At 47.2% G+C, this 24,706-nt stretch carries 15 protein-coding genes, 1 tRNA gene and 1 pseudogene; 9 read left to right on the forward strand and 8 right to left on the reverse strand.

Annotated elements, in window-relative coordinates; translation table 11 throughout:
* Positions 1-50 precede the first annotated feature (50 nt).
* Both pepT and NQ518_RS13030 read right to left on the reverse strand, forming a co-directional pair.
* Positions 51-1,274 carry a peptidase T gene (gene pepT / locus NQ518_RS13025; RefSeq protein WP_227207689.1) on the reverse strand — a complete coding sequence of 408 codons (1,224 nt, stop codon included), beginning with the start codon at positions 1,272-1,274 and terminating at the stop codon, positions 51-53.
* Between the two features lie 37 nt (positions 1,275-1,311).
* A tRNA-Arg gene (locus NQ518_RS13030) sits at positions 1,312-1,385 on the reverse strand.
* Between the two features lie 275 nt (positions 1,386-1,660).
* Here NQ518_RS13030 and NQ518_RS13035 point away from each other — a divergent pair.
* The 3 genes from NQ518_RS13035 (at position 1,661) to asnA (ending at position 6,838) form a co-directional block, all read left to right on the forward strand.
* Positions 1,661-3,889 (forward strand): glycoside hydrolase family 3 C-terminal domain-containing protein, encoded by a 2,229-nt coding sequence (locus NQ518_RS13035; protein WP_227207687.1) that lies wholly within the window; start codon positions 1,661-1,663, stop codon positions 3,887-3,889.
* Positions 3,890-4,347: 458 nt separating this feature from the next.
* Positions 4,348-5,193, forward strand: coding sequence for an IS256 family transposase, variant Zn-binding type (locus NQ518_RS13045; protein WP_419471397.1), 846 nt, complete (start codon positions 4,348-4,350; stop codon positions 5,191-5,193).
* A gap of 607 nt (positions 5,194-5,800) precedes the next feature.
* On the forward strand, positions 5,801-6,838 hold the full coding sequence (gene asnA / locus NQ518_RS13050) for an aspartate--ammonia ligase (protein ID WP_227207683.1): 1,038 nt from the start codon (positions 5,801-5,803) through the stop codon (positions 6,836-6,838).
* 92 nt (positions 6,839-6,930) lie between these two features.
* Here the strand turns inward: asnA and NQ518_RS13055 are convergent, their stop codons facing one another.
* From NQ518_RS13055 to NQ518_RS13065, 3 genes are read right to left on the reverse strand one after another with little or no spacing between them, the layout of a single operon-like run.
* Entirely contained in the window at positions 6,931-9,153 is a 2,223-nt protein-coding gene (locus NQ518_RS13055) for a patatin-like phospholipase family protein (protein ID WP_374211122.1), read from the reverse strand.
* A gap of 22 nt (positions 9,154-9,175) precedes the next feature.
* Positions 9,176-9,634 carry a preQ(1) synthase gene (queF, locus tag NQ518_RS13060; RefSeq protein ID WP_227207681.1) on the reverse strand — a complete coding sequence of 153 codons (459 nt, stop codon included), beginning with the start codon at positions 9,632-9,634 and terminating at the stop codon, positions 9,176-9,178.
* 20 nt (positions 9,635-9,654) lie between these two features.
* A complete protein-coding gene (locus tag NQ518_RS13065) occupies positions 9,655-10,344 on the reverse strand; it encodes a queuosine precursor transporter (RefSeq protein WP_102697394.1) in 690 nt (229 codons plus the stop codon).
* Between the two features lie 228 nt (positions 10,345-10,572).
* On the opposite strand from NQ518_RS13065, the gene NQ518_RS13070 reads away from it, so the two are divergent.
* From NQ518_RS13070 to NQ518_RS13090, 5 genes are all read left to right on the forward strand, one after another.
* Positions 10,573-11,658, forward strand: a complete 1,086-nt coding sequence (locus tag NQ518_RS13070; RefSeq protein ID WP_227961536.1) for a TlpA disulfide reductase family protein — start codon at positions 10,573-10,575, stop codon at positions 11,656-11,658.
* 605 nt (positions 11,659-12,263) lie between these two features.
* The gene (locus tag NQ518_RS13075; RefSeq protein WP_227961534.1) at positions 12,264-13,799 is read left to right on the forward strand and encodes a Gfo/Idh/MocA family protein; all 1,536 of its coding nucleotides are present in this window, start codon (positions 12,264-12,266) and stop codon (positions 13,797-13,799) included.
* 24 nt (positions 13,800-13,823) lie between these two features.
* Positions 13,824-17,264 carry a SusC/RagA family TonB-linked outer membrane protein gene (locus NQ518_RS13080; protein WP_227961532.1) on the forward strand — a complete coding sequence of 1,147 codons (3,441 nt, stop codon included), beginning with the start codon at positions 13,824-13,826 and terminating at the stop codon, positions 17,262-17,264.
* Between the two features lie 18 nt (positions 17,265-17,282).
* Positions 17,283-18,842 carry a RagB/SusD family nutrient uptake outer membrane protein gene (locus tag NQ518_RS13085; protein ID WP_374211123.1) on the forward strand — a complete coding sequence of 520 codons (1,560 nt, stop codon included), beginning with the start codon at positions 17,283-17,285 and terminating at the stop codon, positions 18,840-18,842.
* A 186-nt stretch (positions 18,843-19,028) separates the two neighbouring features.
* The gene (locus NQ518_RS13090) at positions 19,029-20,363 is read left to right on the forward strand and encodes an endo-1,4-beta-xylanase (RefSeq protein WP_227961530.1); all 1,335 of its coding nucleotides are present in this window, start codon (positions 19,029-19,031) and stop codon (positions 20,361-20,363) included.
* A gap of 100 nt (positions 20,364-20,463) precedes the next feature.
* Here NQ518_RS13090 and NQ518_RS13095 read toward each other — a convergent pair whose 3' ends face one another.
* The gene (locus NQ518_RS13095; protein ID WP_227961528.1) at positions 20,464-21,450 is read right to left on the reverse strand and encodes a FecR family protein; all 987 of its coding nucleotides are present in this window, start codon (positions 21,448-21,450) and stop codon (positions 20,464-20,466) included.
* Positions 21,451-21,517: 67 nt separating this feature from the next.
* Positions 21,518-22,009 (reverse strand): annotated as a pseudogene (locus tag NQ518_RS13100) (RNA polymerase sigma factor); the annotation flags it as partial.
* Positions 22,010-22,155: 146 nt separating this feature from the next.
* On the opposite strand from NQ518_RS13100, the gene NQ518_RS13105 reads away from it, so the two are divergent.
* Positions 22,156-23,328, forward strand: a complete 1,173-nt coding sequence (locus NQ518_RS13105) for an IS4 family transposase (protein WP_227208630.1) — start codon at positions 22,156-22,158, stop codon at positions 23,326-23,328.
* Positions 23,329-23,590: 262 nt separating this feature from the next.
* On the opposite strand, the gene NQ518_RS13110 is transcribed toward NQ518_RS13105, so the two are convergent.
* On the reverse strand, positions 23,591-24,589 hold the full coding sequence (locus tag NQ518_RS13110; protein ID WP_227961527.1) for a glycoside hydrolase family 130 protein: 999 nt from the start codon (positions 24,587-24,589) through the stop codon (positions 23,591-23,593).
* Positions 24,590-24,706: the final 117 nt, after the last annotated feature.

Here is a 24,706-nt window from a genome sequence, read left to right on the forward strand (position 1 = left end):
AATAGAATCGTTTGATATGTCAAGCTGGATTGCAGCCTAAACGACGTTCGTTAGTCGTTGTATTGGGCCGTAATCTCGCAAATCTTCACAATAACTTCGACCGCCTTTTTCATGACCTGAATAGAGACAAACTCGTAAGGGCCGTGGAAGTTAACGCCGCCAGCGAAGATGTTTGGGCAGGGTAAGCCCTTGAAACTGAGCTGTGCGCCATCGGTTCCACCACGGATAGGCTCCACTTTCGGGGCCACACCGGTTTCTTGCATGGCTTGCAAAACGATGTCAATGACGTGCATGTTCGGTTCAATTTTCTCCTTCATGTTGTAGTACTGATCCTTGATGACAATCTCAACCGTACCCTCACCATACTTTTCGTTCATCTTTTGCGCGCAGTCTTCCATAAAGTCTTTGCGGTCTTCAAACTTCTCACGGTCGTGATCCCGGATGAGATAACTCATCTTAGCCTCTTCCGTTCGGGTCTCCATGCCCAGCAGATGATAGAATCCTTGATAACCTTCTGTGTTCTCTGGGATGTCTGTGTCGGGAATCATGGCGTTGAATTCGCATGCTAACCGATTGGCATTGATCATCTTGTCCTTTGCATATCCTGTATGAACGCTCACCCCTTTGATTGTGATTTTGGCACTGGCAGCGTTGAAGTTCTCGTACTCCAGGTCGCCAATGTCACCTCCATCCATGGTGTAAGCCCAGCTGCATCCAAACTTTTCCACGTCAAAATGGTGCGCGCCAAGTCCTATTTCCTCATCAGGATTGAACCCCATGCGTATGTCACCATGCTCAATTTCATCGTGATCGCGCAGGTAGCACATGGCATCTACAATCTCTGCGATGCCCGCTTTGTCGTCAGCACCCAGCAACGTGTGTCCATCTGTCACGATAAGATCCTCGCCGATGTGCGCCTTCAGCTCTGGAAATTTCTCTGGAGAAGACACGATTCCCTCTGACAGGATAATGTCGCCGCCGTCATAATTATTCACAATGCGTGCCTTGATGTCAGCTCCGCTGGCATCAGGACTTGTGTCATAATGTGAGATGAAGCCGATGGTGGGTATGTCTTTTTTGGTGTTTGCCTTCAGCGTGGCATAGATGTATCCTTTCTCATCCATCTCTACATCCGAGAATCCTTCACGTTCCAACTCCTCTTTGAGGTACTTGGCGAAAACGAGTTGTTTTGATGTACTGGGGACTGTCTGCGAGTCTTCGGACGACTGGGTATCAAACTTGGTATAGTTGATAAATCTCTCTGTAATGTCCATGTGTTTTTAGAATTAAGTGTGATTTCACTAGTAAGGGTGACTCCGGCGGGATTCAAACCCGCGATCTCAGGAACCGGAATCCTGCATTCTATTCAGCTGAACTACGGAGCCATAATGTGTGTGCAAATATAAAGAAAAAAGTTGATACCGACAAAACATGCCTTCTTATTTTTCTTTTTTCCGTTTTGTAGCCACCGTGTGGTATGAGCACTCTTTCTGTCATATTTTACATTCCAGCCTTTCGTATTCATTATAAAATCAATACCTTTGCAAAAGACAGGCTTCACCTCAGCATAAGACAGACTTACTACATCTATAAATAAGGTGAATAGATGCGGATGAAGGGAAGAAGTTTGTTGAATAATGACCTAAACCACCCAAATAAAATGAGAAAAATTATTTTATCCTGCATCCTGTTGGGGATGACTTGTATGGCCAAGGCACAATCGTTGCCCGTGTATCTTGATCCAACCAAAAACGTGGAAGAGCGCATTGAAGATGCATTGCAACGCATGACGCTGGCCGAAAAGATTAGAGTGATTCACGCACAAAGCAAATTTTCGTCGGCAGGCGTACCTCGTTTGGGGTTTCCTGACTTTTGGACAGACGATGGTCCTCATGGTGTCAGACCAGACGTACTGTGGGATGAGTGGGAACAGGCTGGGCAGACCAACGACTCGTGTGTGGCCTTTCCGGCGCTGACCTGTCTGACAGCTTCCTGGAATCCACAGTTGGGCATGCTCTATGGAAAGAGCTTAGGCGAGGAAGCCCGCTATAGAGGGAAGAACATGATACTCGGTCCTGGCGTGAATATCAACCGCACTCCGCTGAACGGACGTAACTTTGAGTACATGGGCGAAGACCCATTTCTGGCCTCCCGCATGGTTGTTCCCTATGTTCAAGGGCTGCAATCGATTGGCGTGGCAGCCTGTGTGAAGCACTATGCCCTGAACAATGACGAGGAATACCGGCATCAGATCAACGTCGTTGTGGACGACAGAGCCTTGCATGAGATTTACCTTCCCGCCTTCAAAGCCGCCGTGCAGGAAGGAAAAGCATGGGGCATCATGGGGGCATACAACCTGTATAAGAACCAGCACAACTGCCACAACCAGTATCTGCTCAACGACATCCTCAAGCGCGATTGGGGATTTGACGGTGTGGTGGTGAGCGACTGGGGCGGTGCGCACGATACCGAACAGGCCATAAAGAATGGTCTTGACATGGAATTTGGCACCTGGACCGATGGACTCACCATGGGGGCCACCAATGCTTACGACAACTATTACCTGGCAAGACCTTATTTGAAGTTAATCCAAGAAGGAAAGTTCACGACCCGCGAACTGGATGAAAAGGTGCGCAGGGTGCTGCGTTTGTTTTATCGTACAACGATGGATCAGACGTACAAGCAAGGTTTCTTATGCTCTGACGCCCACTATGAGGCAGCCCAGAAGATTGCAGAAGAAGGCATCGTGCTATTGAAAAACCAAGGAAACGTGCTGCCCATTGACCTGCGTCAGGCCAAACGGGTGCTTGTAGTGGGCGAGAACGCCATTAAGATGATGACCGTTGGCGGAGGAAGCTCGTCCTTGAAAGTGCAACGCGAGATTTCTCCGCTCGATGGACTGAAGGCAAGATTGGCAGGAAAAGCAACCGTAGACTATGCCCGAGGCTATGTGGGTGATGTCACTGGTAATTACAATGGCGTAACAACGGGACAGGACTTGTCTGAAAAGAGGTCGGCTGACGAGCTGATTGCCGAAGCGGTTTCCAAGGCTAAAGCAGCCGACTATGTGATATTCTTCGGTGGCTTGAACAAGAGCGACTATCAAGACTGTGAGGGACACGACCGCAAATCATACGGTTTGCCCTACCAGCAAGACCGCGTGATTACCGCCTTGGCCAAGGTCAACAAAAACTTTATCTATGTCAATATTTCTGGTAATGCCGTTGAAATGCCGTGGGTGAAGCAGGTTCCGGCCATCGTGCAGGGCTGGTTCATCGGCTCACAGGCTGGTGTGGCATTGGCTTCTGTACTCGTGGGTGACGCCAATCCGTCAGGCAAACTGCCATACACCTGGTTCAAGACCTTGAACGACGTGCCAGCTCATCGACTGAACACCTATCCCGGAACGTGGCGTGCTGACAAGAAGGTGATAGACGAAACCTACAAGGAAGGCATTTTCGTTGGCTACAGGTGGGTTGACAAGGATAAGACGAAGCCGCTTTTCGCCTTCGGACATGGGCTGAGCTACACCTCTTTTGACCTTTCCAATTTGCGTTTGAGTCAGAAGAAGATAACGGAAAACGGCCAACTTACAGCCACCGTCACGGTAAAGAATACGGGCCACCGCGCAGGTGCTGAGGTGGTTCAACTGTATGTCAGCGACCTGAAATCGTCGTTGCCTCGCCCCCAAAAAGAACTCAAAGGCTTCAAGAAGGTGTATCTCGCTCCAGGAGAAACCAAGGATGTTGACATCACCATCGACCGTTCTGCCCTTAGTTTCTATCATGACAAACTTCAAAAGTGGGTGGCCGAGCCAGGTGATTTTGAGGTATTGGTGGGCAACGCTTCCGACCATCTTCCGCTCAAAGCCAAGTTTACATTACAATAAAGCAGCTTGTGTGTTGATGACACACATCAACGGAAACGGTTTTTGAATCAAGCAGATTACGTCACAGCAATTCAAACTGATTTGTTTGTTTTGGGCTTGCACTGTTTTATGCATCAAATCCTCCACGTTCACCTCCATGGAAACGTGGAGGATTTTTGTGTGGGCACGGCACTCCAGTACCCTGAAAATCAGCGGAAGGCGGAACGGAATCAAATAGATATCAATATGAGGGAAGTACCACAAAACGTTGACTTTTTTTACCAAAAATCGTCCTTAAAACGGCTCTTACAAATGTTCAATCTAGAAAAAATCGGCGTAATGGACATTTGGTAGGCTGAAAAGCTCCAGATATCCTTTATTTATTACCTTTGTGCCATTTGAAAACCTATGAATAAAAAACATGTGTATTCTGTGGCAGCTCAAATGTTAAAAAGAACGGTCATCGTCGGGGGATGCAAATGTATTTTTGCGGTGATTGCAAGAAGCAATTTCAAGGCGGTCGCCGCATTGACAGTACAACATTATGGCAAAGCTATCTGACAGAGAAACGAACCGTCAAAGAACTGTCAGTTATGCATAAATGTTCGGAGAGAACAATACGCAGAAAACTGAAGTTGGTAGCAGAGAGTTTTAACCCTTCCTTTCCTAAGGAAGCAACTGTCATAATTGATACAACATATTTCTCCAGAACATTTGGTGTAATGTTATTCCAAGATGCAACTTCGGGAAAGATCCTTTATCGCAAATTTGTTAAGAATGAAACCAACAAGGAGTATCTCTCTGGACTTGAAGATATAAAAGATGGAGGAACAAAGATAGTGGCGGTAGTCTGTGATGGACACACAGGGCTTTTACAGGCTATAACCTCCTGCCCGGTACAAATGTGCCAGTTTCATCAATTGCAAATCATCAGAAGGCTTCTGACAAATAACCCTCATTTGCCTGCAAGCATAGAGTTGCTGGCATTGGCAAGGAAGATGTTTACCATTGGAAAGGAGCAGTTCTTAATGGAATTTGGTAAATGGTGTGCCCGGTGGGAGGATTTTCTGAATGAAAGAACGACTCTTATTTCAGGCAAGACCACTTATACACACAGACGACTTAGGACTGCCAAAAGATCTTTAAAAACACATCTCAAGTGGCTCTTTACATATGAAGAACATACGGAGGTAAACATACCGAATACAACCAATATGTTGGAAGGCTACAACTCACAACTTAAAAGAGCTTTACTGAACCATAACGGATTAAGCGATACCAACAAAAAGAAGTTTATTGATGGATTTCTGAATATAACAAAGTAGGCTGGAAATTGCCAGCCTACCATTTGTCCATTACAAACATCTGGAGCTTTTTCAGCCTACCAAATGTCCATTACGCCAAAAAATCAATAGGCAAGCAAGCGGCAAATAAGTGAAAACAGGGCAAGAAAAACTCAAATATTATCCCAAAAGCTGCACTTTTCGTGCTTAAAAGCATCATTTTGGTGGACTATCTTCATGCTTTAGACGGTTAAAAGCATGCATATTTCATTCTTAAAGCAATGCTTTTGGCTAAAAAACACTAAAATAATACACAGGTTGTGCTGTAAGGTACATGTAAATTATTGATTGTTAGTGAGATATAATGTTTGCCCATTTTGGCCGTATTTGCGACCGTGCGACTGGTTTGTTGAGAATAAACGAAATATGGAGCGGTAGGATGTCAAGAAAAATCATTTGTGGCAACCATCGTGCCCCTCATCCTTTTGGTGTGTGCAAATAGTCATTAAAAATGCGTAAATAGTATCTTTTTGTGTTATTGTTGTCCTGAATACTTGTGTATAATTGATATTACGTCTATCTTTGCAGACACGTCAGCAATCAAGAGGTGGCGTGCTAAACCGAACATGATGTTTTAGAAAATACAACGATGAGCAAATTAATAAAACCGTCCCACTATCATGCTTTATTGGACATGAAGCAGACAGAGCGGGGCATCAAGCAGATAAAAGACTTTTTTCAACAAAACCTTTCCACCGAATTGCGCTTGCGTCGCGTCACCGCCCCCTTGTTCGTTCTCAAGGGACTGGGCATCAACGACGACCTCAATGGGGTGGAGCGGCCGGTTAGTTTTCCCATCAAGGATCTGGGTGACGCTGAAGCAGAGGTAGTACACTCGTTGGCTAAGTGGAAAAGACTGACGCTGGCTGAGTACAATATTCAGCCTGGCCATGGCATCTACACCGACATGAACGCCATCAGAGCCGACGAGGAGTTGGACAACCTGCATTCGTTGTACGTCGATCAGTGGGACTGGGAGGCGGTTATCACCCCCGAACAGCGCACGCTAACCTTCCTTAAAAATGTGGTTGAGCGCATCTATGCTGCGCTGCTTCGCACCGAATACCTCACTTGCGAGACCTACCCGCAGCTCAAACCTTTCCTCCCCGAGCAAATTCACTTCATCCATAGCGAGGACTTGTTGCGGCAATATCCCGACCTTTCACCCAAAGAGCGTGAAGATGCCATCTGTGAAAAGTATGGCGCAGTGTTTATCATTGGCATCGGAAGCACGCTCAGCAACGGCGAGAAACACGACGGGCGCGCCCCTGACTACGACGACTGGTCTACCGTGACCGATGGCGGTCAGGCGGGACTTAATGGCGACATCCTCATCTGGTATCCTGTGTTGGAGCGTTCCATCGAACTCTCTTCCATGGGAATCCGCGTGGACAAGGAAAGTCTGCTGCGACAGCTACGGCTTTCGGGGCAGGAAGAGCGGCAGCAACTTTACTTCCACCAGCAGTTGCTCAACGACAAGTTGCCATTGAGTATTGGCGGCGGCATTGGGCAAAGCAGGTTGTGCATGGTGCTTTTGCAGAAAGCCCATATCGGCGAGATTCAGGCCAGCATTTGGCCCGATGACATGCGCGAGGCGTGTAACAAGCTGGACATGCGGCTCATTTAGCAGTCCGCCAGTTGGGCTGCTCTACAGGCATGGATAAATGAAAAAAGCCAGCCATCGGCGACCGATGGCTGGCTTTTTAAATCATACTGTGCTTAGAAAACAAATCCAAGATTGATGTAGTAATTGGGTGTCTTGGTCTTACTCGACCATCCTATCGAGCCTCCAATCGGCCCCAACACACTGTTATAGTAGTAAGCTGCCTGACAACCAATCTTTGGACCATGGTCAAACAGGTCATCGAACTTGTCGTCTGACAGATAACCCGATACCTTTGCGATGACATAGTTGTTGTCTAAGATGCGCTGCTGAAGCCTAAGTTGTGCCGCTACAAACTTATCTTTCACCTGTTCCAAGAAGGCCACGCCGGCAAACGGCATGTGTTGGTTGTCGGAAAAGTAGTGGAACCAATCGCCCCCGATGATGTTCTGCAAGATGTATGGCGCATTGTCATCCAGAATCAGTCGACCGTATGCCATCGGCTGCAGTGTGAGTCTGTTGTTCAGTGGGAACGAGATGCGCCACATGGCGTTTACGATGCTCAATCCGCTATGGTCGTCGTAGCCCACGAAATTGTCGGTATAATAACCGTAACCCGCCTCAAACTTGGCTCCCCTGGTGGGGAAATACCACTGATTTTCCGAGTTGTAGGTTATTTCGCCTTGGTAACTGATAAGGTGTAGGTTCTTCAACTCGTTATTCCAATGGACACGCTTCACATCTTGCAGTATAGAGTTTTGGTGGTAAAAGTCAAAGCGTCCGCCCAGGCGACAGTTGAAGTTTCGGATATTGAAGTCGAACGGAACCACGCTCACGGTGTGCTGGTTGTAGATTAGGTTAAAGTCTCTTGTTCCCTCGCTATAGATGTTGATGTCCTGATGACGGAATTGATAGGATACGTTAACTTTTCCCCAGGAGCTGGGATACAGTGCAAAGTCGGCTTTGGCCATGGTGCGTTTGCCCAATCGCAGGGTAAAGTTGGCTGCCATGGGAATGGCCTTGCTTCGCACAAACAGTCCCAGGTTGGCCTGTAGGGCCACCAGCTCTTCTGTGTCAAACCGCAGTCCCAGACTTGCTTTGGCGTCTTTCTGTCCCTTGGAGGCGATGTGCAGACGCTCGCCATTTTCCATTGGCGTGATGTAGCAGTCGGCATCGTTGTAGTACAGGTCGGCGCGCATCGTGTTGGCTATCTGGTCTAATAGGTTCACTTGTATGCTGTCACGCTTGTTCAGCTTGAACTTGTGTGCGATGTATCTTTGATCAGCTTCGTCGACATCCTCGTACACTATGTCGGCTATTTTCACCTTGTCGGGCTGTCTGTCTACCTTGTTCTTGACCAGGTGTTCGGGTTTCTGTCCGGGTGCGATGCCCAATTCTTTTCTCAATTTCTCCAGCTTTGGCCATTGTTTCATGGCCGCTTCCTCGCCTCGCCTGATTAGGGTGTCGATGGCGGCGGTTGAGAATGAGGCCGCACCATAGCCTTTCGTGTCGGTGCTGATGAGGATATCCGTCTTGGCAATGTTTTCATCATACTTATTCTTACAGTTGATGTCAACAATCTGTCCAATCACGCTGGCACCCTTGTCGAAGTCGCTTGCCGTCTTTGGAGGCTCCTGGACGGTGACGCCAATCACGATGTCGGCTCCCATTTCTCGGGCGATGTCTGCCGGGTAGTTGTTGCGCAGTCCGCCGTCAACCAGCACCATGTCGCCCTTCCTGATGGGCGTGAACGCCCCTGGGATGGACATGCTGGCGCGCATGGCCTCGGTGAGTGAACCTCGGTGGAAAACGTATTCGGTGTTGTCTATGATGTTCGTGGCAACGCAGGCAAAGGGAATGGGCAGGTCGTTAAAATCAATGGAGTCGCGGTAGTTGAAGGCCAGCCGGGCAAACAGCTTTGAAAGATTCTTCCCTTGTATCAGACCTCCCTGACGTGTGCGCCTGTTCTTGCCAAGCCGGATGTCACGGCTCAGCATATAAGTATTTTCTTTTTTCCTTTTGTTCAGGTTGAGGTTTCTCACGTCAACCTTGTCCGACAGCACGAGTGACCAGTCTTGCAGCCTGACGATAGAGTCCATGCAATGTGCATCGTAGCCTATGCAGTACAGCCCACCGATGATGCTTCCCATGGATGTTCCCGTCACAATGTCCACTGGGATGCCTGCTTCTTCTATCACTTTCAGGGCCCCGATGTGCGCCATGCCTTTGGCTCCGCCGCCACTCAGCACCACAGCCACCTTCTTGCGGGTGTGGTGGGGCTGGGCCTGTGCTACCAGACCGAAGAAGAGCAGCATACAGAGAATTAGTGTTTTCCTCATAGCTGTATGTTTTTGGTGTTATTTAATGGTTCGCAAAGCGTTGCTCGGCCAGGGCTTCGTACTTGGTTCCTGGTTGGCCATAGTTGGCGTAGGGATAGATGCTGATGCCGCCACGAGGCGTGAAGAGGCCGGTTACCTCTATGTATTTGGGTTGCATCAGTTTGATGAGATCCTTCATGATGATGTTCACGCAGTCTTCATGAAAGTCGCCATGGTTGCGAAAAGAGAATAGATACAGCTTCAGACTCTTGCTCTCCACCATGCGCTCGCCGGGGATGTAAGCGATGCGTATCTCGGCAAAGTCGGGCTGCCCGGTGATGGGACACAGCGATGTAAACTCGGGACAGTTGAACTGTACCCAATAATCGTTCATGGGATGCTTGTTCTGAAAGGTTTCCAACACCTCGGGTGCGTAATCCATTTGATACTTGGTTTTCGCTCCCAAAGCCTTTAAGCCATCCTCTGTTCTTGTACTTTCCATAAGCCTATACCTTATTTATATTATATGTTGAAGATGCGCAGCACATTGTAGTCTATGCCCTCATCGTATACGTCCTCGCCCTCGTGGGCCTTCAATTTGTGGACAACGCGGATGGTGACGGGCAATACCAGAATCTCGTAAGCAGTCTTGAACAATACTTGCCAGAACATCAAGGGTAAGATTGCCGCAGTAGGTATCACCCCGAAAAAGGCCAAGGGGAAAAAGATGAGCGAGTCGACACTCTCACCAAAGACCGTGCTTAGGATGGCGCGGGCAGAGAAATTCTTACCCTTTGACGAGATTTTCATCTTGCTCATGACGTAAGCATTGACGAACGAACCGCACAAGAAGGCTATGAATGAGGCAAAAGCAATGCGCGGAGCCAGTCCGAAAATGTCGTGGAAGCTCTGTCCTAACGTCCAATAGCTGGCTCCGGGAATCAAGTCGCACAATGCTGCCATCATCACAAAGAAGAAGTTCATGGCAAACCCTGTCCAGATGAGTAAGCGAGCTTTGCGATAACCCCATACCTCACATACGCAATCGTTGATGATGTACGAGATGGGAAAAACGATGAGGCCGCCGGTCAACGAGATGGGACCCACGGCGATTTGCTTGGTTTCCAACACGTTTGCCGTAATCAGGCAAACACAAAAAAGGATGCTGAAAAGCATGAATAGCACACTAACGTGCTGAGTTTTTTGTTCCATTGTTCTTGTTTTTTAAGAGGTTTGTCAAGCACTCTATGATGAATAAAAATGTAATGTCCAAATGTCTTGAGCGCCCAAATCGTCCTTTATCAGACCATCATCTGGTTCATTTGGAAACACTGAATTGTTGTTGAATTTCTGCAAAGTTACATAATTTTACCGATATCGAGCCGTTTTTAAAGAAAAAACGATTATTTTTGCCTCAAATAAACAATAGTATAAAACACAATGAAAAAGTATTTATTCACAGCAGCAGTTGCTCTGTTAGCCACTGCCATGCAAGCCCAAAATGCGGAATATGTCATTACCGGAACTGCTCCGGCAAACGCAAAGATGGTTTATTATTACGACAATGGACAGTTCAGGAAAACTGACAGCGCAACAGTCAACAACGGTAAATTTCAACTCAATGGAATAAAACCGCTGAACACCTTCATCACTGTGGCAACCGATGCAAGCCATAGCATCACCGTTATCAACGACCGCACGCCCATCACGGTAAACTTGAACAACCAGGGCGTCACTGGATCGGCACAGAATGTGCAGTTTGTTGCCTTGCAAAAGCAACAGAGCAAACAGGATGAGAAAATGATGGACATCTACAAGAAATATCAAGAGATAGCAGCAGACATGACCATTGAAGGACAGACCAAGAAGGCTACGCTTGAGAAACAGATGGAACAATTGCAGGAACAACAGGTGCAAGACATCTTGAAATTTACCAATACGCACAAAACCAGTGTGACTCCGGCATACTTCTTGGGACAGATGTTTTATTCGCTGTCGTACAACGACCTGGTATCTGTACTCGACAATACCTGTGCTTATTACAACCATCCCATGATGGAAGGCGCTAAACGACAGCTCGTTTCGCTGGGTAAGCGTCGGCCGGGCTTGCAGTATACCGACCTGGCTATGCACGATACACAGGGCAAACCTGCCAAACTGAGCCAATGGGTGGGCAAGGGTAACTATGTGTTGGTTGACTTTTGGGCCAGCTGGTGTGGCCCATGCCGACAAGAGATGCCCAACGTGGTGGATGCCTACAAGCGCTATCATGCGGCAAAGGGATTTGACGTGGTGGGCGTGTCGTTCGATTCAAAGGCTGATGCGTGGAAGAAAGGCATCGCTGACTTGCAATTGCCTTGGCACAACATTTCTGACTTGAAAGGCTGGAAGTGTGCTGCCGCCCAGGTTTATGGTATCAATTCCATTCCTTCAAACATCCTGGTAGACCCGTCTGGACAAATTGTTGCACACGACTTGCGCGGTTCCAAGCTGGCCGACAAGCTGAAGGAAATCTTCGGATATTAAGTTCTTTCAAACACACTCGGGACAGACTCAAAGCCAATTGGCAGCAGAGATTTCCTGCTGTCATTGGCTTTGACCACCCAGACGCATTCGACTGGGAACAGCTTATCAGGTAGGTGTGCCTGTTAAGTGAGGTCAAGGCCATTGAGCTGTTCACCTATTTTTTATATAAAGTGCAGCGGTCTGCTGGAAACAGTCCATGCAGTGTGCTAAACCAGAGTCATCATCCAAGCTTTCATGCCTTTGCCTACCAAGCGTCTTGCCGATGTGAGGATTTTGTAAGCAAGTGAGAAATACAAGGTCGTTGATAGCTACAGCAAGTACGTGAAACGGATGGTGATGACCGTGTAGGATTGAGTGAATCGGATGTTGCCCGCCTCCGTGTGACACAAAATCAGGGCATTTCTAAATATCTTGGTTATAAAATAAGTTTTTCATTGTCTAACCATTTAGGCAATGAATACAATCATTCGTACACGCATGATGTCGTGTAACGATGGATATCCGATACCGTGAAGCAAAGCTATAACCATTTGATCTGAAAACAACTAGCCTAATTTTAGTATTAATAATACTTACATTATTTAACGAAAAACAAGTTTAATGACATGAAACATCTAAACACTATGATTGCAACCATTGTTCTTGGATGCCTAATGCTCTTGCCTGACTCTATGTCAGCACAGTTCAACTGGAAGTACAACATCGAAAATGGAAAGATTGTCACTGAAGTACCTCAGCGACCTGCAGGCCAACAGTCGGCTCTGTTGATGCGAACACCAAAAATCAAGGCCGTGCGCGTGGCATTTGTGGGGCTGGGTGCGCGTGGCACCTTTGCCGTAGAGCGCTGGACACACATCCCCGGCATACAGGTCATGGCACTTTGTGATTATGTGAAAGAAAAGGCAGAGAATTGCCAAAAATTCCTGAAGAAGGCCTCGATGCCAGCTGCTGATGTCTATTTCGGAGAGTATGGATACAAGGAAATATGTAAACGCAAGGATATTGACCTTGTTTACATCGCCACCGACTGGATACATCACTTCCCCGTGGCCAAGTGCGCTATGGAGAACGGAAAGCATGTGGCTATCGAGGTACCGTCGGCCATGAACCTGCATGAGATATGGCAGCTCATCGACATGTCCGAAAAGTACAGGCTGCACTGTGTGATGTTGGAGAACTGCTGTTACGATTTCTTTGAGCTGAACTCACTGAACATGGCACAGAAAGGATTGTTTGGGGAGGTGATTTACGCACAGGGAGCATATAGACATTACTTGTTCTCGTACTGGGATCAGTATTGGAAAAAGGACAAGAGCAATAAACTGGGCTGGCGACTGGACTACAACATGAAATACCGTGGCGACGTATATCCGACCCATGGACTGGGACCTATTGCGCAAGTAATGAACATCCATCGCGGTGACAGAATGAAGACCCTGGTAGCAATGGATACCAAGTCGTTTAATGGGAAAAAGAATGTTGAGCAAATAAGCGGCGAGCCTTGTAACCAGTTTGCCAATGGCGATCATACCACAACTTTGATTAGCACTGAGAAAGGAAAGGTCATAGAGATTCATCACAACGTGATGACACCGCAGCCTTACAACAGAATGTACCAGCTAACGGGTACCGAGGGGTTTGCCAACAAATATCCCACCGAGGGCTATGCCCTGTCCTCGAAGAACATGAGACAAGGAGGCGTGATTCCATCTAGTGATAACCTCACTGCGCATGAATATCTTTCCAAGGAGGACAAGGAAGCCGTGGAGAAGGTTTACACAAATCCTATTGTGACGAAATATGGTAAAGTAGCCAAAGAGGTTGGCGGCCATGGCGGCATGGATTTTATCATGGACTGCCGCTTGGTTTATTGCCTACAAAATGGCCTACCAATGGATATTGATGTATACGATTTGGCGGAATGGTGCTGTTTGGCAGAGTTGGGCGCCATTGCCATGGACAATGGTAATCTTCCGGTTGAAGTGCCAGACTTCACAAGAGGTGGTTGGAATACGATCAAAGGCTACTCACATGCCTTTGCAACACCAGAGGATGAGGCCGCCAACGAAGCTCAGGCTAAAGCGTTCACTGCCAAATTGAAGGAAAAAGGCAAGCGCTATTGGGAGAAAAAAGACAAATAAATGAAAACCTAACCTAAATATACTATGTGTGGATTCATTAACTCAAAAATGTTGGCTTGTGTATTTGCCGGTGCTTTATTGGGAGTGCCGCTGCAGATGACCGCCCAACAGCAGAAAGTGTCGCTCAAGCTCAACCAAGCAAGCTTGAAGAAGACATTAAGTGAGATTGAAAAGAGAACTCAGTACAAATTCAGTTACCGTGATGTGACGTTGGATGGCTGCGAGCCGGTCACAATTCAGAAGAAGGATGTGACCGTGGCAGCCTTGCTGTCTGAGATTCTCGGTGCGCGAGGGTTGGAGTACAAGTGGGTTCAACCCTCAACAATTATTGTTTCTGCCAAGGTGACAGTGCGGCAGAAAAATAGGAAAGAATCGAAGGTAACTGGTGTGGTTGTCGACACGCAAGGTAACCCAGTGATTGGTGCTACGGTGCAAGTGCCGGGCAAGAACGTTGGTACAACAACCGATTTGTATGGCAGATTCATGCTGACTGTGGATGAAAACGATCAGCTGGAGATCAGCTATATAGGTTATCAAACGGTTCGTACCCGTGCCAGAAGCAACATGAGCATTACGTTGAAAGATGATTTAGAGTCGCTCGACGAGGTGGTGGTTGTAGGCTATGGTACGCAACGCAAGCGCGACTTGACGGGTTCTATTGCCCGACTGAATGGCGATGATCTGAAGTTTGACGGCGTGTCATCGGTATCGCAAGCGTTGGGTGGCAAGGCGGCCGGTCTGTATGTTCGTCAAAACAGTGCCCAGCCTGGTGGTGGCATCGATATTCTAGTGCGTGGCGCTGGTAGCGTCAATGCGGGCAACGATCCGCTCTACATTGTTGACGGATTCCCCATTGCCAAACTCGACCAGCCCAATGGTGGTGATAAAAAGATGGATCCTGGCACACAGAGCATTCTCAACTTCCTTAATCCGAACGACATCGAGTCAATCGAGGTGTTAAAAGATGCCTCTGCCACCTCCATCTATGGAGCGCGGGCAGCCAATGGCGTGGTCATCATCACGACCAAGCGAGGAAAGACTGGCAGTGCCAAGGTGTCTTATTCTTACGACTTCTCGTACCAGAAATATGCCGACATCTATGACATCCTCTCATTGAGAGAATGGATGCAGGTGCGCAACGATATGACGTTGGAACTCTATATGTGGAACAACCAGGTGACACCTTATGGCAAGAAAACCATGGCCGAGGCAGATGCCAATCCCTACAACGGTGTGAAACTGGCCTATCCGTACACGGCCAGTCAGATTGCGACAGCTGGTGAGGGTACTGATTGGCTGGGACTTATCACGCGCAACGGCTGCATCAATGAGCACAATGTCAACCTGCAGGGCGGTAGTGACAAGACACAGTATATGCTGTCGTTCAACTATTTCGACCAGAAAGGTATTGTGCGAAATTCAGGACTGACGCGCTATACGCTGAAATCCAATATCGACCAGAGCTTCTTGAATATCTTCAAGACGGGCCTGAACCTGACACTCACCCGTATTGAGAATGACAACACGCAGTTGGGGGCTGCCGAGTTTGAGAACTCTGGTATCATCCGGTCGGCCATTCAAATGAGTCCAGAGGTTAAGGCATACGATGCCAAGACAGGCACTTATCCCGTCAATCCTTTATTGCCGAAACTACCCAACCCATACTCATTGCTTACCAACACCGACCGTGGGCGAACTAACCGCCTGATAGGAAACGTGTATCTCGAGGCCCGTCCCTTGGACGGACTGCTGCTTCGCGGTGCATTGGGTGTGGATCATGCGCAGTTAGACCGCAAAACCTATCAACCACGAACCACGGTGAATGGCAATGCTAATGGTGGCGTGGCCTATATCTACAACACCAACAACGACCAATATTTAGCCGAAGCCACGGCTACCTACCACAAAACCTTGGCCGATATCCACAACGTCAACTTCATGGTAGGTGCCTCATACGAGGAGTTTAATCATGACATTTCGGAGCTTGGCAACAACAACTTCCTTACCGATGCCTTCCTTTACAACAATCTGGATGCCGGAACGGGAACGAAGATAGTCAAGTCGAATGCCACAAAGAACAAGATGGAGTCTTACTTCATGCGTGCCTCCTATGTACTCATGGATCGCTATCTCTTTACCGGAACCATGCGTGCCGACGGTGCCAGTGTGTTTGCCAAGAACAAAAAGTGGGGCTATTTCCCCTCAGCTTCCGTTGGCTGGCTGATCAGTGAGGAACAATTCTTGAAGCAAACTACATGGCTCTCCAATTTGAAGTTACGCCTTAGCTGGGGACAAACGGGCAATGCGGACATCGGTACGAACGCTTTCGCCAGTTTCATGGCTGAGAATGCTTACGTCAACAGTGACTACAAAACTGAGGTTGGCGTGAGAAAGGGAAAGATAGAGAACCCTGACCTTAAATGGGAAACAACCACAGAATGGAACTTTGGTCTTGATTTTGGCTTCCTGAAAGGGCGTATCAGTGGCTCTGTCGACATCTACCAGCGTACCATCTCTGACCTGCTCAACTACCGTTTGTTGAATTCCTACCAGGAACTTCCAAAGGTAATGTCGAACGTTGGCAAGACGCAAGGCCGTGGTATCGAGTTCGCACTCAACACTCGGAATATCCAGACGAAGGATTTCAGTTGGTCTACCGACTTTACTTTCACCAAGTATAAAGACCGCTGGAAAGAGCGTACGCCTGACTGGAAACCTGCTATTTATGAACGTGTAGACGACCCCATCCGGCCCATCTATTCGCGCTTGTACGATCATATTCTCCAGGCAGGAGAGCCTGTTCCAGCAGCACAGCCCGACTTGCGGCCCGGTCAGATTGTCATCAAGGATGTTGACGGCTACCAGCGTGATGCCGCTGGCAATCCAGTGACCGATGCTGATGGACGCTTCATGTTGACCGGTGCGCCAGATGGCAAGATTGATGACGCCGATACCAAGCTCATTGGATCGCTTGACCCAGGTTGGTTAGCCGGCCTGAACAACGTGTTTAGGTATAAAGGGTTTGAGTTGTCTTTCATGTTCAATGGTATGTTTGACCGCAAGATAGAGAATCCGACGATGGCAGCTTATGGTATCAATTGTAGTGGCGCGATAGGAGGTGGGAATGGCTTAAGAACCAATTTAGAGCGCTGGACACCGACCAATCCTTCGACCAAGTATCCCAGTGCGTTCTTTAGTATGGGTCGTGGCAATTATTATACCTGGGGCGACTTTTTCTATCAAGACGCATGGTTCATCCGTCTGCAAAACGTGTCGCTGAGCTATCAGCTACCGCAAGCATGGTTGTCCAAGATTGGGTTCATCAGCGGTTTACGTCTGCATGCTTCGGCCAACAACCTGTTCGTCATAACTCCATACGACGGTTTGGATCCAGAGACTGACGCTTACGTGGCAGCTTATCCTAACGCAAGGACTTACAGCTTTGGTGTGAATATATCCTTTTAATTCTAACAATAAAAGTCTATGAAACGTTTCAATCAATTCAAATATAAGGTGAGCATTGTGACCTTAGTTGCGTGTGTCACCGCATTGACAGGCTGTTCCGACTTGGATCCTGTAGACTACTCGGAAATGAACAGCAATCTGTTTCCGAAGACAGAAAGTGACTATGGTGCGCTGGTCAACGAATGTTACCGCTCGATTCGCGCAAACTGGTTCGATGGTCTGTTTTCTATGGATGAAAGGGGTTGTATGGCCATTAATGATGCAACGACCGAGATTCTGACCCACCGTGTCCATTCGTTCAAGAATCTGCATGACCTGAACTGGAACTCTACTGACGATTATCTGGTGGGATTTTATTATACGGATAAAGATGGCTTCCGTGACGGATTTGCCAATGACATCAGTCGCTGTACGTCTAACTTGGCTTACATCGAGAAAGCCGCCACATTGAGTGATGGGGTGAAGAAGAAATTGATGGCAGAGGTGCGGTGTGCTCGCGCCTTTGTCTCCTACACGCTTTATGATATGTTTGGCCCGCTGGTTGTGGCACCCCAGGACTTGCTGGAGAATCCGCAAAATGACAAGCCACTGGCACGCATGTCACGTGAGGAGATGGTGAAGTTCATTGAAAGCGACTTGCTCTATGCCGTCGAGAACCTACCATCGCCCACTGCGGCTGAGTATGGACGATTCAGTAGCGGACTGGCCAAAATGCTGCTTATACGACTTTATCTGCATGAGACAAAGATAGACAAAAGCTATTATGATAAGGTAGAGAAACTGGCTCGCGAATTGATGCAGCCAGCCAACGGTTATCAGTTGCAGCCGAGCTACACCAAGATGTTTGAGTTGGGAGGACAAGGCAAGCCAAATAAGGAAATCATCTTTGCCATACCTGTCAATACCGAGATGGTGAGCTGGAATAATTGGCATATGTTTGTGTTGCCAGCTGATTTTGGCAGCAAGGGAATGAGTGGTGGCTATAAATGCTTGACAAGCACATGGCATTTCTACGACAGCTTTGAGCCTAATGACGTGCGCCGTACCTATCTTTTGGCTGAATATACCAGTAAAAAGACCGGCAAACTTGTCAAGCGTGGTGAGTATCCTAATCTTGATATCGGTCCTATTCCCATGAAGTTTGGTTACGATGCCGATCTGTTCAAAAACAGCGGTCGCAGTATGATCGATCCGATAATCTATCGCTATGCTGACGTTTATCTGTCCTTGGCTGAGGCACTGTATCGAAAGCCAGGTTCTTCGGCTTCCGACAAACAAGAGGCTTTGCGGTATATCAATGCCGTCCGTGAACGTGCGGGTATTACTGCGCTGGATGCATCGGCCATTGACACGGACGCGAAGTTCGTGGCGGCGTTGCTCAAGGAACGGTGTCATGAGTTTTGGTGCGAGAATGGACAGTATCGTGCCGATCTCATTCGGCTGGACAAGTTCGTGGAATATGCCAAGACCATCAATGGGTCTCCTTATGCCGACAAGACGAAAGAGCTGTATCCGCTACCTAAGAGCGTGATTATTGACGGCAAGGGCGTAGTGATCCAGAATGCTGGTTATGATTAAGGAAAAATGTGTGATGGGTCGCCTTACGCTGGTGTCCCATCTACACACACACAAATATTTTGATGATTACCAGATGACGGCATGACTATTACCTTCATCTGGTAATGCTCTCATGCATAGGTGGATTTTACACTCTTCTGTCAAGATAAAATATCGCAGGTTACACATTCTTAAAATTTTACATCGATGAGACACACAATATTGATTTTGCTTTTCTGTTTTTCCAATTGCTTTTCCTGGGCGCAGGTGCCTCATCGGAAAGCGGCTGACGTGCGTCATGTGATGGCAGATGCCTACTGGGACATGTGGAACGACTCTCTTCAGGAGGCCATTGACCACAACATTGACCGATACAGGAAAGCCAACGCAACCATCAAGCTGCCCAATGTCAAACCCGGAACCATGATTCGCGTGGAGCAGCAGACCCACTCGTTCATCTTTGGTGGCAACATCTTTGTCTACGGCCAGTTGTCTACGCCCGAGATGAACCGAAGATACGAGCAGACTTTCGGCACGCTGTTCAATGCGGCAACCATTCCATTTTATTGGAAAACTCTCGAACCCGAACAGGGGAAGCCACGCTTCGAGGCAAGCAGTCCGTATGTTTTCCGTCGTCCACCCACCGACCCTATTGTTGATTTCTGCCAACAAAAGGGCATCATGACCAAGGGACATGCCATTATCTATGGCTTGCGGTTACATGGTCATCCTGTGTGGATGCCCGAGAACCGGGATGTGATGGACAGCCTGTTCCAGGCACATATCCGCACGCTGGCACTGCGCTATAGTGACAAAGTAAAGCTTTGGGATGTGGTGAACGAACCCATTGACCAAGCTAACAGGGGACTTATGCCAGATGACTACACCTTCAAATGCTTCCAGTGGGCACGCCATTACTTCCCGTCTTCCGTACAGTTGAACATCAACGATGTTGACCTGCACAGTGGTGTGGATCTCCACAGACGCTATGCAGAACTGACCCGTAACCTGCTTTACCGAGGGGCAAAGATTGACCACATCGGCATTGAGATGCATATATTCGACCCCATGGAGGCTGCCGACATTGCACAGGGAAAGGATCCCTACATCTCTCCAGCTCTGCTGCAAGACAAGTTAGACTGTCTGAAGACTACCGATCTTCCTATTCATGTTAGTGAGGTGACGGTTTGCGCTCCCGACACAACGGAAAATGGTAAGCTGGTTCAGGCTGTGATAGCCCGCAACCTTTACAGATTTTGGTTTGGTTATCCTACAGTAGAGGGTATTACTTGGTGGAATGTGGTTGACGGTGGTGGCGCATTGGGCGAACCATCTTATTCGGGTATCTATGACAGAAACATGAATGAAAAACCCGTCTATGCTGTTCTGGACGAACTGATTAACAAAGAATGGAAGACATCGTTCGCTACACGCCTGGGTAAAGACAGAACCCTAACGTTCCGAGGCTTTCGAGGAAAGTATCTTTTGACCTGGAAAGAGCGTCAGGGTAGGGAGCGGCACAGGGAGTTCAATCTTGAATGAGCAAATCTGTAGGGCTGTGAAAAACGTTGACGCCTAGGTAGAGGATGGGTGCGATGCCGTTAGTGGTCACCCGTAATTGCCTTGCCTTTGGCGTTTCCTGTCAGCGTGACTTTTTAGTGAGGGTTACGCCATGCTCGTTGGTGTTTACTTGGCAGTTGTATAATTTGGACAAGACAATCATACACTGTGTTAAGTCCGAGGTTGGCAAGGTTCCGGTAAAGCGGTCGTTTTCATCGATGTTTTGCAGTTGGATATCAATGTCATAGATGACACTGATTCTGTCAATTACTTGCTTTAAAGGCGTACTATGGAATACCATTTCGCGATGGTGCAAGGCTGTGTAGTAAGCTGTGTCCTCCTCACTAATTGGTTTTATCTTAAAACGACTGGATGCCTTGTCAAACGAGCAAAGTTCATAAGGTCTTACTTTTATTTGTTCTGAAGTCTTGGCAGAACATATCGTCACCGCTCCTTCAAGTAGGCAGAGTGTGACGGTGGGCGCTTCAGGATAACTGCTCAGATGAAACTTGGTTCCAGTCACCGTTACATTGATGTCCGTTCCATGAATCGTAAAAGCGTGTCGTTGGTCATGATGTACTTCAAAATAGGCTTCTCCTTTGAAATCTATTTCCCGATGCTGGTTGGAGAAGCTGTTGGGCTGATAGGAAAGTTTTGAAGATTCATTCAAATGTGCCTGCGTGCCGTCAGGCAGACAAATGTTTACTTGTTCGCCAAGACCAGTCGAGAAGACCAGTGTGTTATTATAGGTCCTATACTGGCGGTAACCCAGATAGCCTAAGGCTATCAGGCAGATGGGCAACAGTATTACTGAAGCTTGTTGTAGACGTTTCCATATCCTTCTCTGTAGTGTTGGTGCATGTGTTTGTGCAATGTGCGCATGAACGTTATTCCTAATTGCATCAATAGCCTTGTCCTGAACTCCTGAAATATCAATTTCCTCCTGCCAGTGTGCATGCATCTCTGTCGCCACCTCGTCATCCGAAGCCAAGTTTACTTGCATGCGGAGTTGTTGCAATTCTTCCTTTGTCAGTTTTAATTGCCTGTATTTTTCTACTATATTGTTCATAACCTAATATCCTCTTCTACTTGTAAAGACACAGAAAATGCTGAAATATACTACATTTTACGATTCGTTAAGGAATCAGCAATGCGAGCAGTACACTGTAGCCCGACCTGCTGATTAGGCTCATCAGCTGTTTCAGTCCCAGTGACAGTTGGTTTCGTACGCTTTGTTCCTTCATGTTCAGCGACGCCGCAATCTCCTTGATGCTTTTTTGTTCTAAGCGCGACAGTCTGATGACCCGTTGCTGGGTAGGTGGCAGTTGTTTCAGTCCCTGTTCTATGATTCGTACAAATTCGTCGTACTCCAGTTGTGAGTCTACATGTTCAGTGCCAAGGCGGTTGCTGTATTCCACATAATCTTCAAATCGAGGACTGTTTACCGTTGCCCTATAGGCATTAATGAGCAGATGTCGGGTTTTGATAAATATAAGGTTGAACAGTGTCTTTTCCTGTTTGATGTCGTGTCGGTGGTTCCATATCCAGATAAAAGTGTCTTGCACAATCTCTTCTGCTGTTTCGTGTTGGTGACAATATTCCATGGCAAAGGCCAGAAGCCTGTGCGCATATAATTGATAACACTACTGTCCACGAAAATCTTTTAATAATCTCTTGAAACGCCTATAAATACAAGCTTGTAGGAGATAAAATAGACTCCCTACTTTTGAAAAGAGTATCTTTGCCACAAATTACAATTTGAAAGCAGATACTTATGAACAAAGGTCGATACGTATTTTCACAGCTGTGCGACTTTCTGCCGACAGACCATTTCAAATGGTTGATAAAAAAGTATGAAGGTAATAAATATGTGAAGAGTTTCACTTGTTGGAATCATCTGATGGTTCTTCTATTTGGTCAGTTGTCTAATCGTGAGGGATTACGAGACCTTATTGTAACCATCACTCCGTTCAAGTCAGCGTTCCACCATCTTGGTTTTGGAAAGAATGTCAGTAGAAGCAATTTGAGCAAGGCCAATGAAATACGCGAAGTCAAGATATTCCAAGAGTTTGCAGACAAGATGGTTTCCATAGCAAGAGAGAAACGAGGAGTCGTCAAGGACTTCTTCATATCGAACAATGTCTATGCGTTTGACTCCTCAACAATATCATTGTGCCTTTCTGTATACTGGTGGACTAAACTGCATCATGGGAAAGGAGGAGTGAAATTGCATGAACTGTATGACGTGAAGACAGACATTCCGACATTTTCTGTCATTACAGACGCTTCAGTTCACGATTCTCAAGTGATGGAGCTAATTCCCTATGAGAAAGAGAGTTTCTATATATTTGACAGAGCGTATATGGCAACTAGGAAACTTTATATAATAGAAGGAGCAGAAGCTTACTTTGTCGTGAGAGAGAAGCATAAAATGCCGTTTGAGGTCATAGAGGATAAAGAATACAACAACCCTTCATCTGGAATTATGGCTGACCAAATTATACGTTTCAAGGGATACAAGACTAAGAAGCAATATCCAAATAAACTTCGACGAGTGGTATTCTATGACTATGATGGTAATAGGACATTTGTATTTTACACGAACAATTTTGAAATTACAGCGGAACAGGTTGCTATGCTTTACAAATACAGATGGAGAGTAGAACTGTTCTTCAAATGGCTGAAGCAACATCTGCGCATCAAAGAGTTTTATGGAACCTCGGAGAATGCTGTAAAAATACAAATCTATGCAGCTATCATTGCATATTGTCTTGTCGTTATCGTACAAGAATGTATGGGGCTAAAGCTTCAAACCTATGATGTTCTAAGAATTTTAAGCACGGCATTGTTGACAAAAATGCCATTGTGTGACTTGCTCATTGAACAGAAAGAGGAAGAATTTACTGAAGGAAAAAACCTGCAGCTCTGCCTCAATTTTGATGGGTAACTATCAATTTGTTACTTTTTGAAATGTTAAAGGGTTTTCGTGGACAGTAGTGAATTGATAAAGGTGATTGAATGCCCACTGGGAATCTTGCTTGAGCAATCTAATCAGAGCCTCTTCCTTTGTCGAGATTGCTTTCATGTGACACGAACGATGGTGTTTTATTTCATTTTGGTAATAGGATAAAGTTGTAAACTCAACAGCCGGTGCTGATTCGATTTATTGGGACCAGCACCGGTTGTCGCTATATGTGTATCGTTGGGTTCTAAATAATGCTGGTACGCTTGGTGAACTCGATAATCTCAGGGATATAGCCGAAAGCCAAGCCCGTAACGGTGTCGGCACAACCATAGTAAACGGCTACGCGACCCGTGGCGGGGTCATGTACCTCGGCACAGGGGAAGCAAACGTTAGGCACGTCGCCAGTCAGTTCATACTGCATTTGTGGCGAGATGAGATATGGTCCCGAACGATAGATGGGCTTCCATGGCTGTTCTAAGTCGAGTAGGGCAGAACCAAAGCTATACACGTAGCCGTTGCACGAACGCAACACGCCATGATAGAACATCAGCCAACCCTCAGATGTCTCAATGGGGATGGGGCCGGCGCCTATCTTCATGCACTGCCATGCGCTTACTTCAAAGGCGGCAGGCGACATCACATGGCGATGCTTGCCCCAATATACCAAGTCAGGCGATTCACTATAGAAGATGTCTCCGAAGGGGGTATGTCCCGTGTCGCTTGGGCGACTGAGCATGGCGAAATTGCCATTAATCTTCTTGGGGAACATCACACCGTTGCGGTTGTAGGGCAAGAAAGCATTTTCTAATTGGTGGAAAGTCTTGAAATCAAACGTGTATGCCACGCCAATGGTAGGTCCATGATAGCCGTTACACCAGGTGACATAGTAGCGGTCGTCGATAAAGCACACGCGTGGGTCGTAACCGTACACCCATTCACCAATCTCCTCGTTGTCACATTCAAAGCGTAGCGGCTGTTCGTTGATGTTCCATTTCACACCGTCATCGCTGAAACCGACGTGCAATACCATTCTGCGGTTGGTGTCGTCGCAGCGGAACACACCAGCGTACCCATCTTTGAAAGGTACAACGGCACTATTGAAAATACTGTTGGAGGTGGGTAGCAAATTCCTTGGAATAATGGGATTCGCCGAGCAACGCCACATGACTTCTTTACAATCTGCCGCACGGTCTTCCCACGGCATGTTGGGCAAAGGTTGCCCTTGAATGATTAATTTGGACATAGGTTGATAATTTAGCCTCCCCCGGCCCCTCCAAAGGAGGGGAGAAGCCAAAAGGGAGGGGAAGTGAAGAGTTGAGTACTTTGAGGTTTGAACTTTGAATATTGAACTTTATGTTTA

It is taken from the genome of Hoylesella buccalis ATCC 35310 (assembly GCF_025151385.1).
Classification (GTDB): Bacteria; Bacteroidota; Bacteroidia; order Bacteroidales; family Bacteroidaceae; genus Prevotella; species Prevotella buccalis.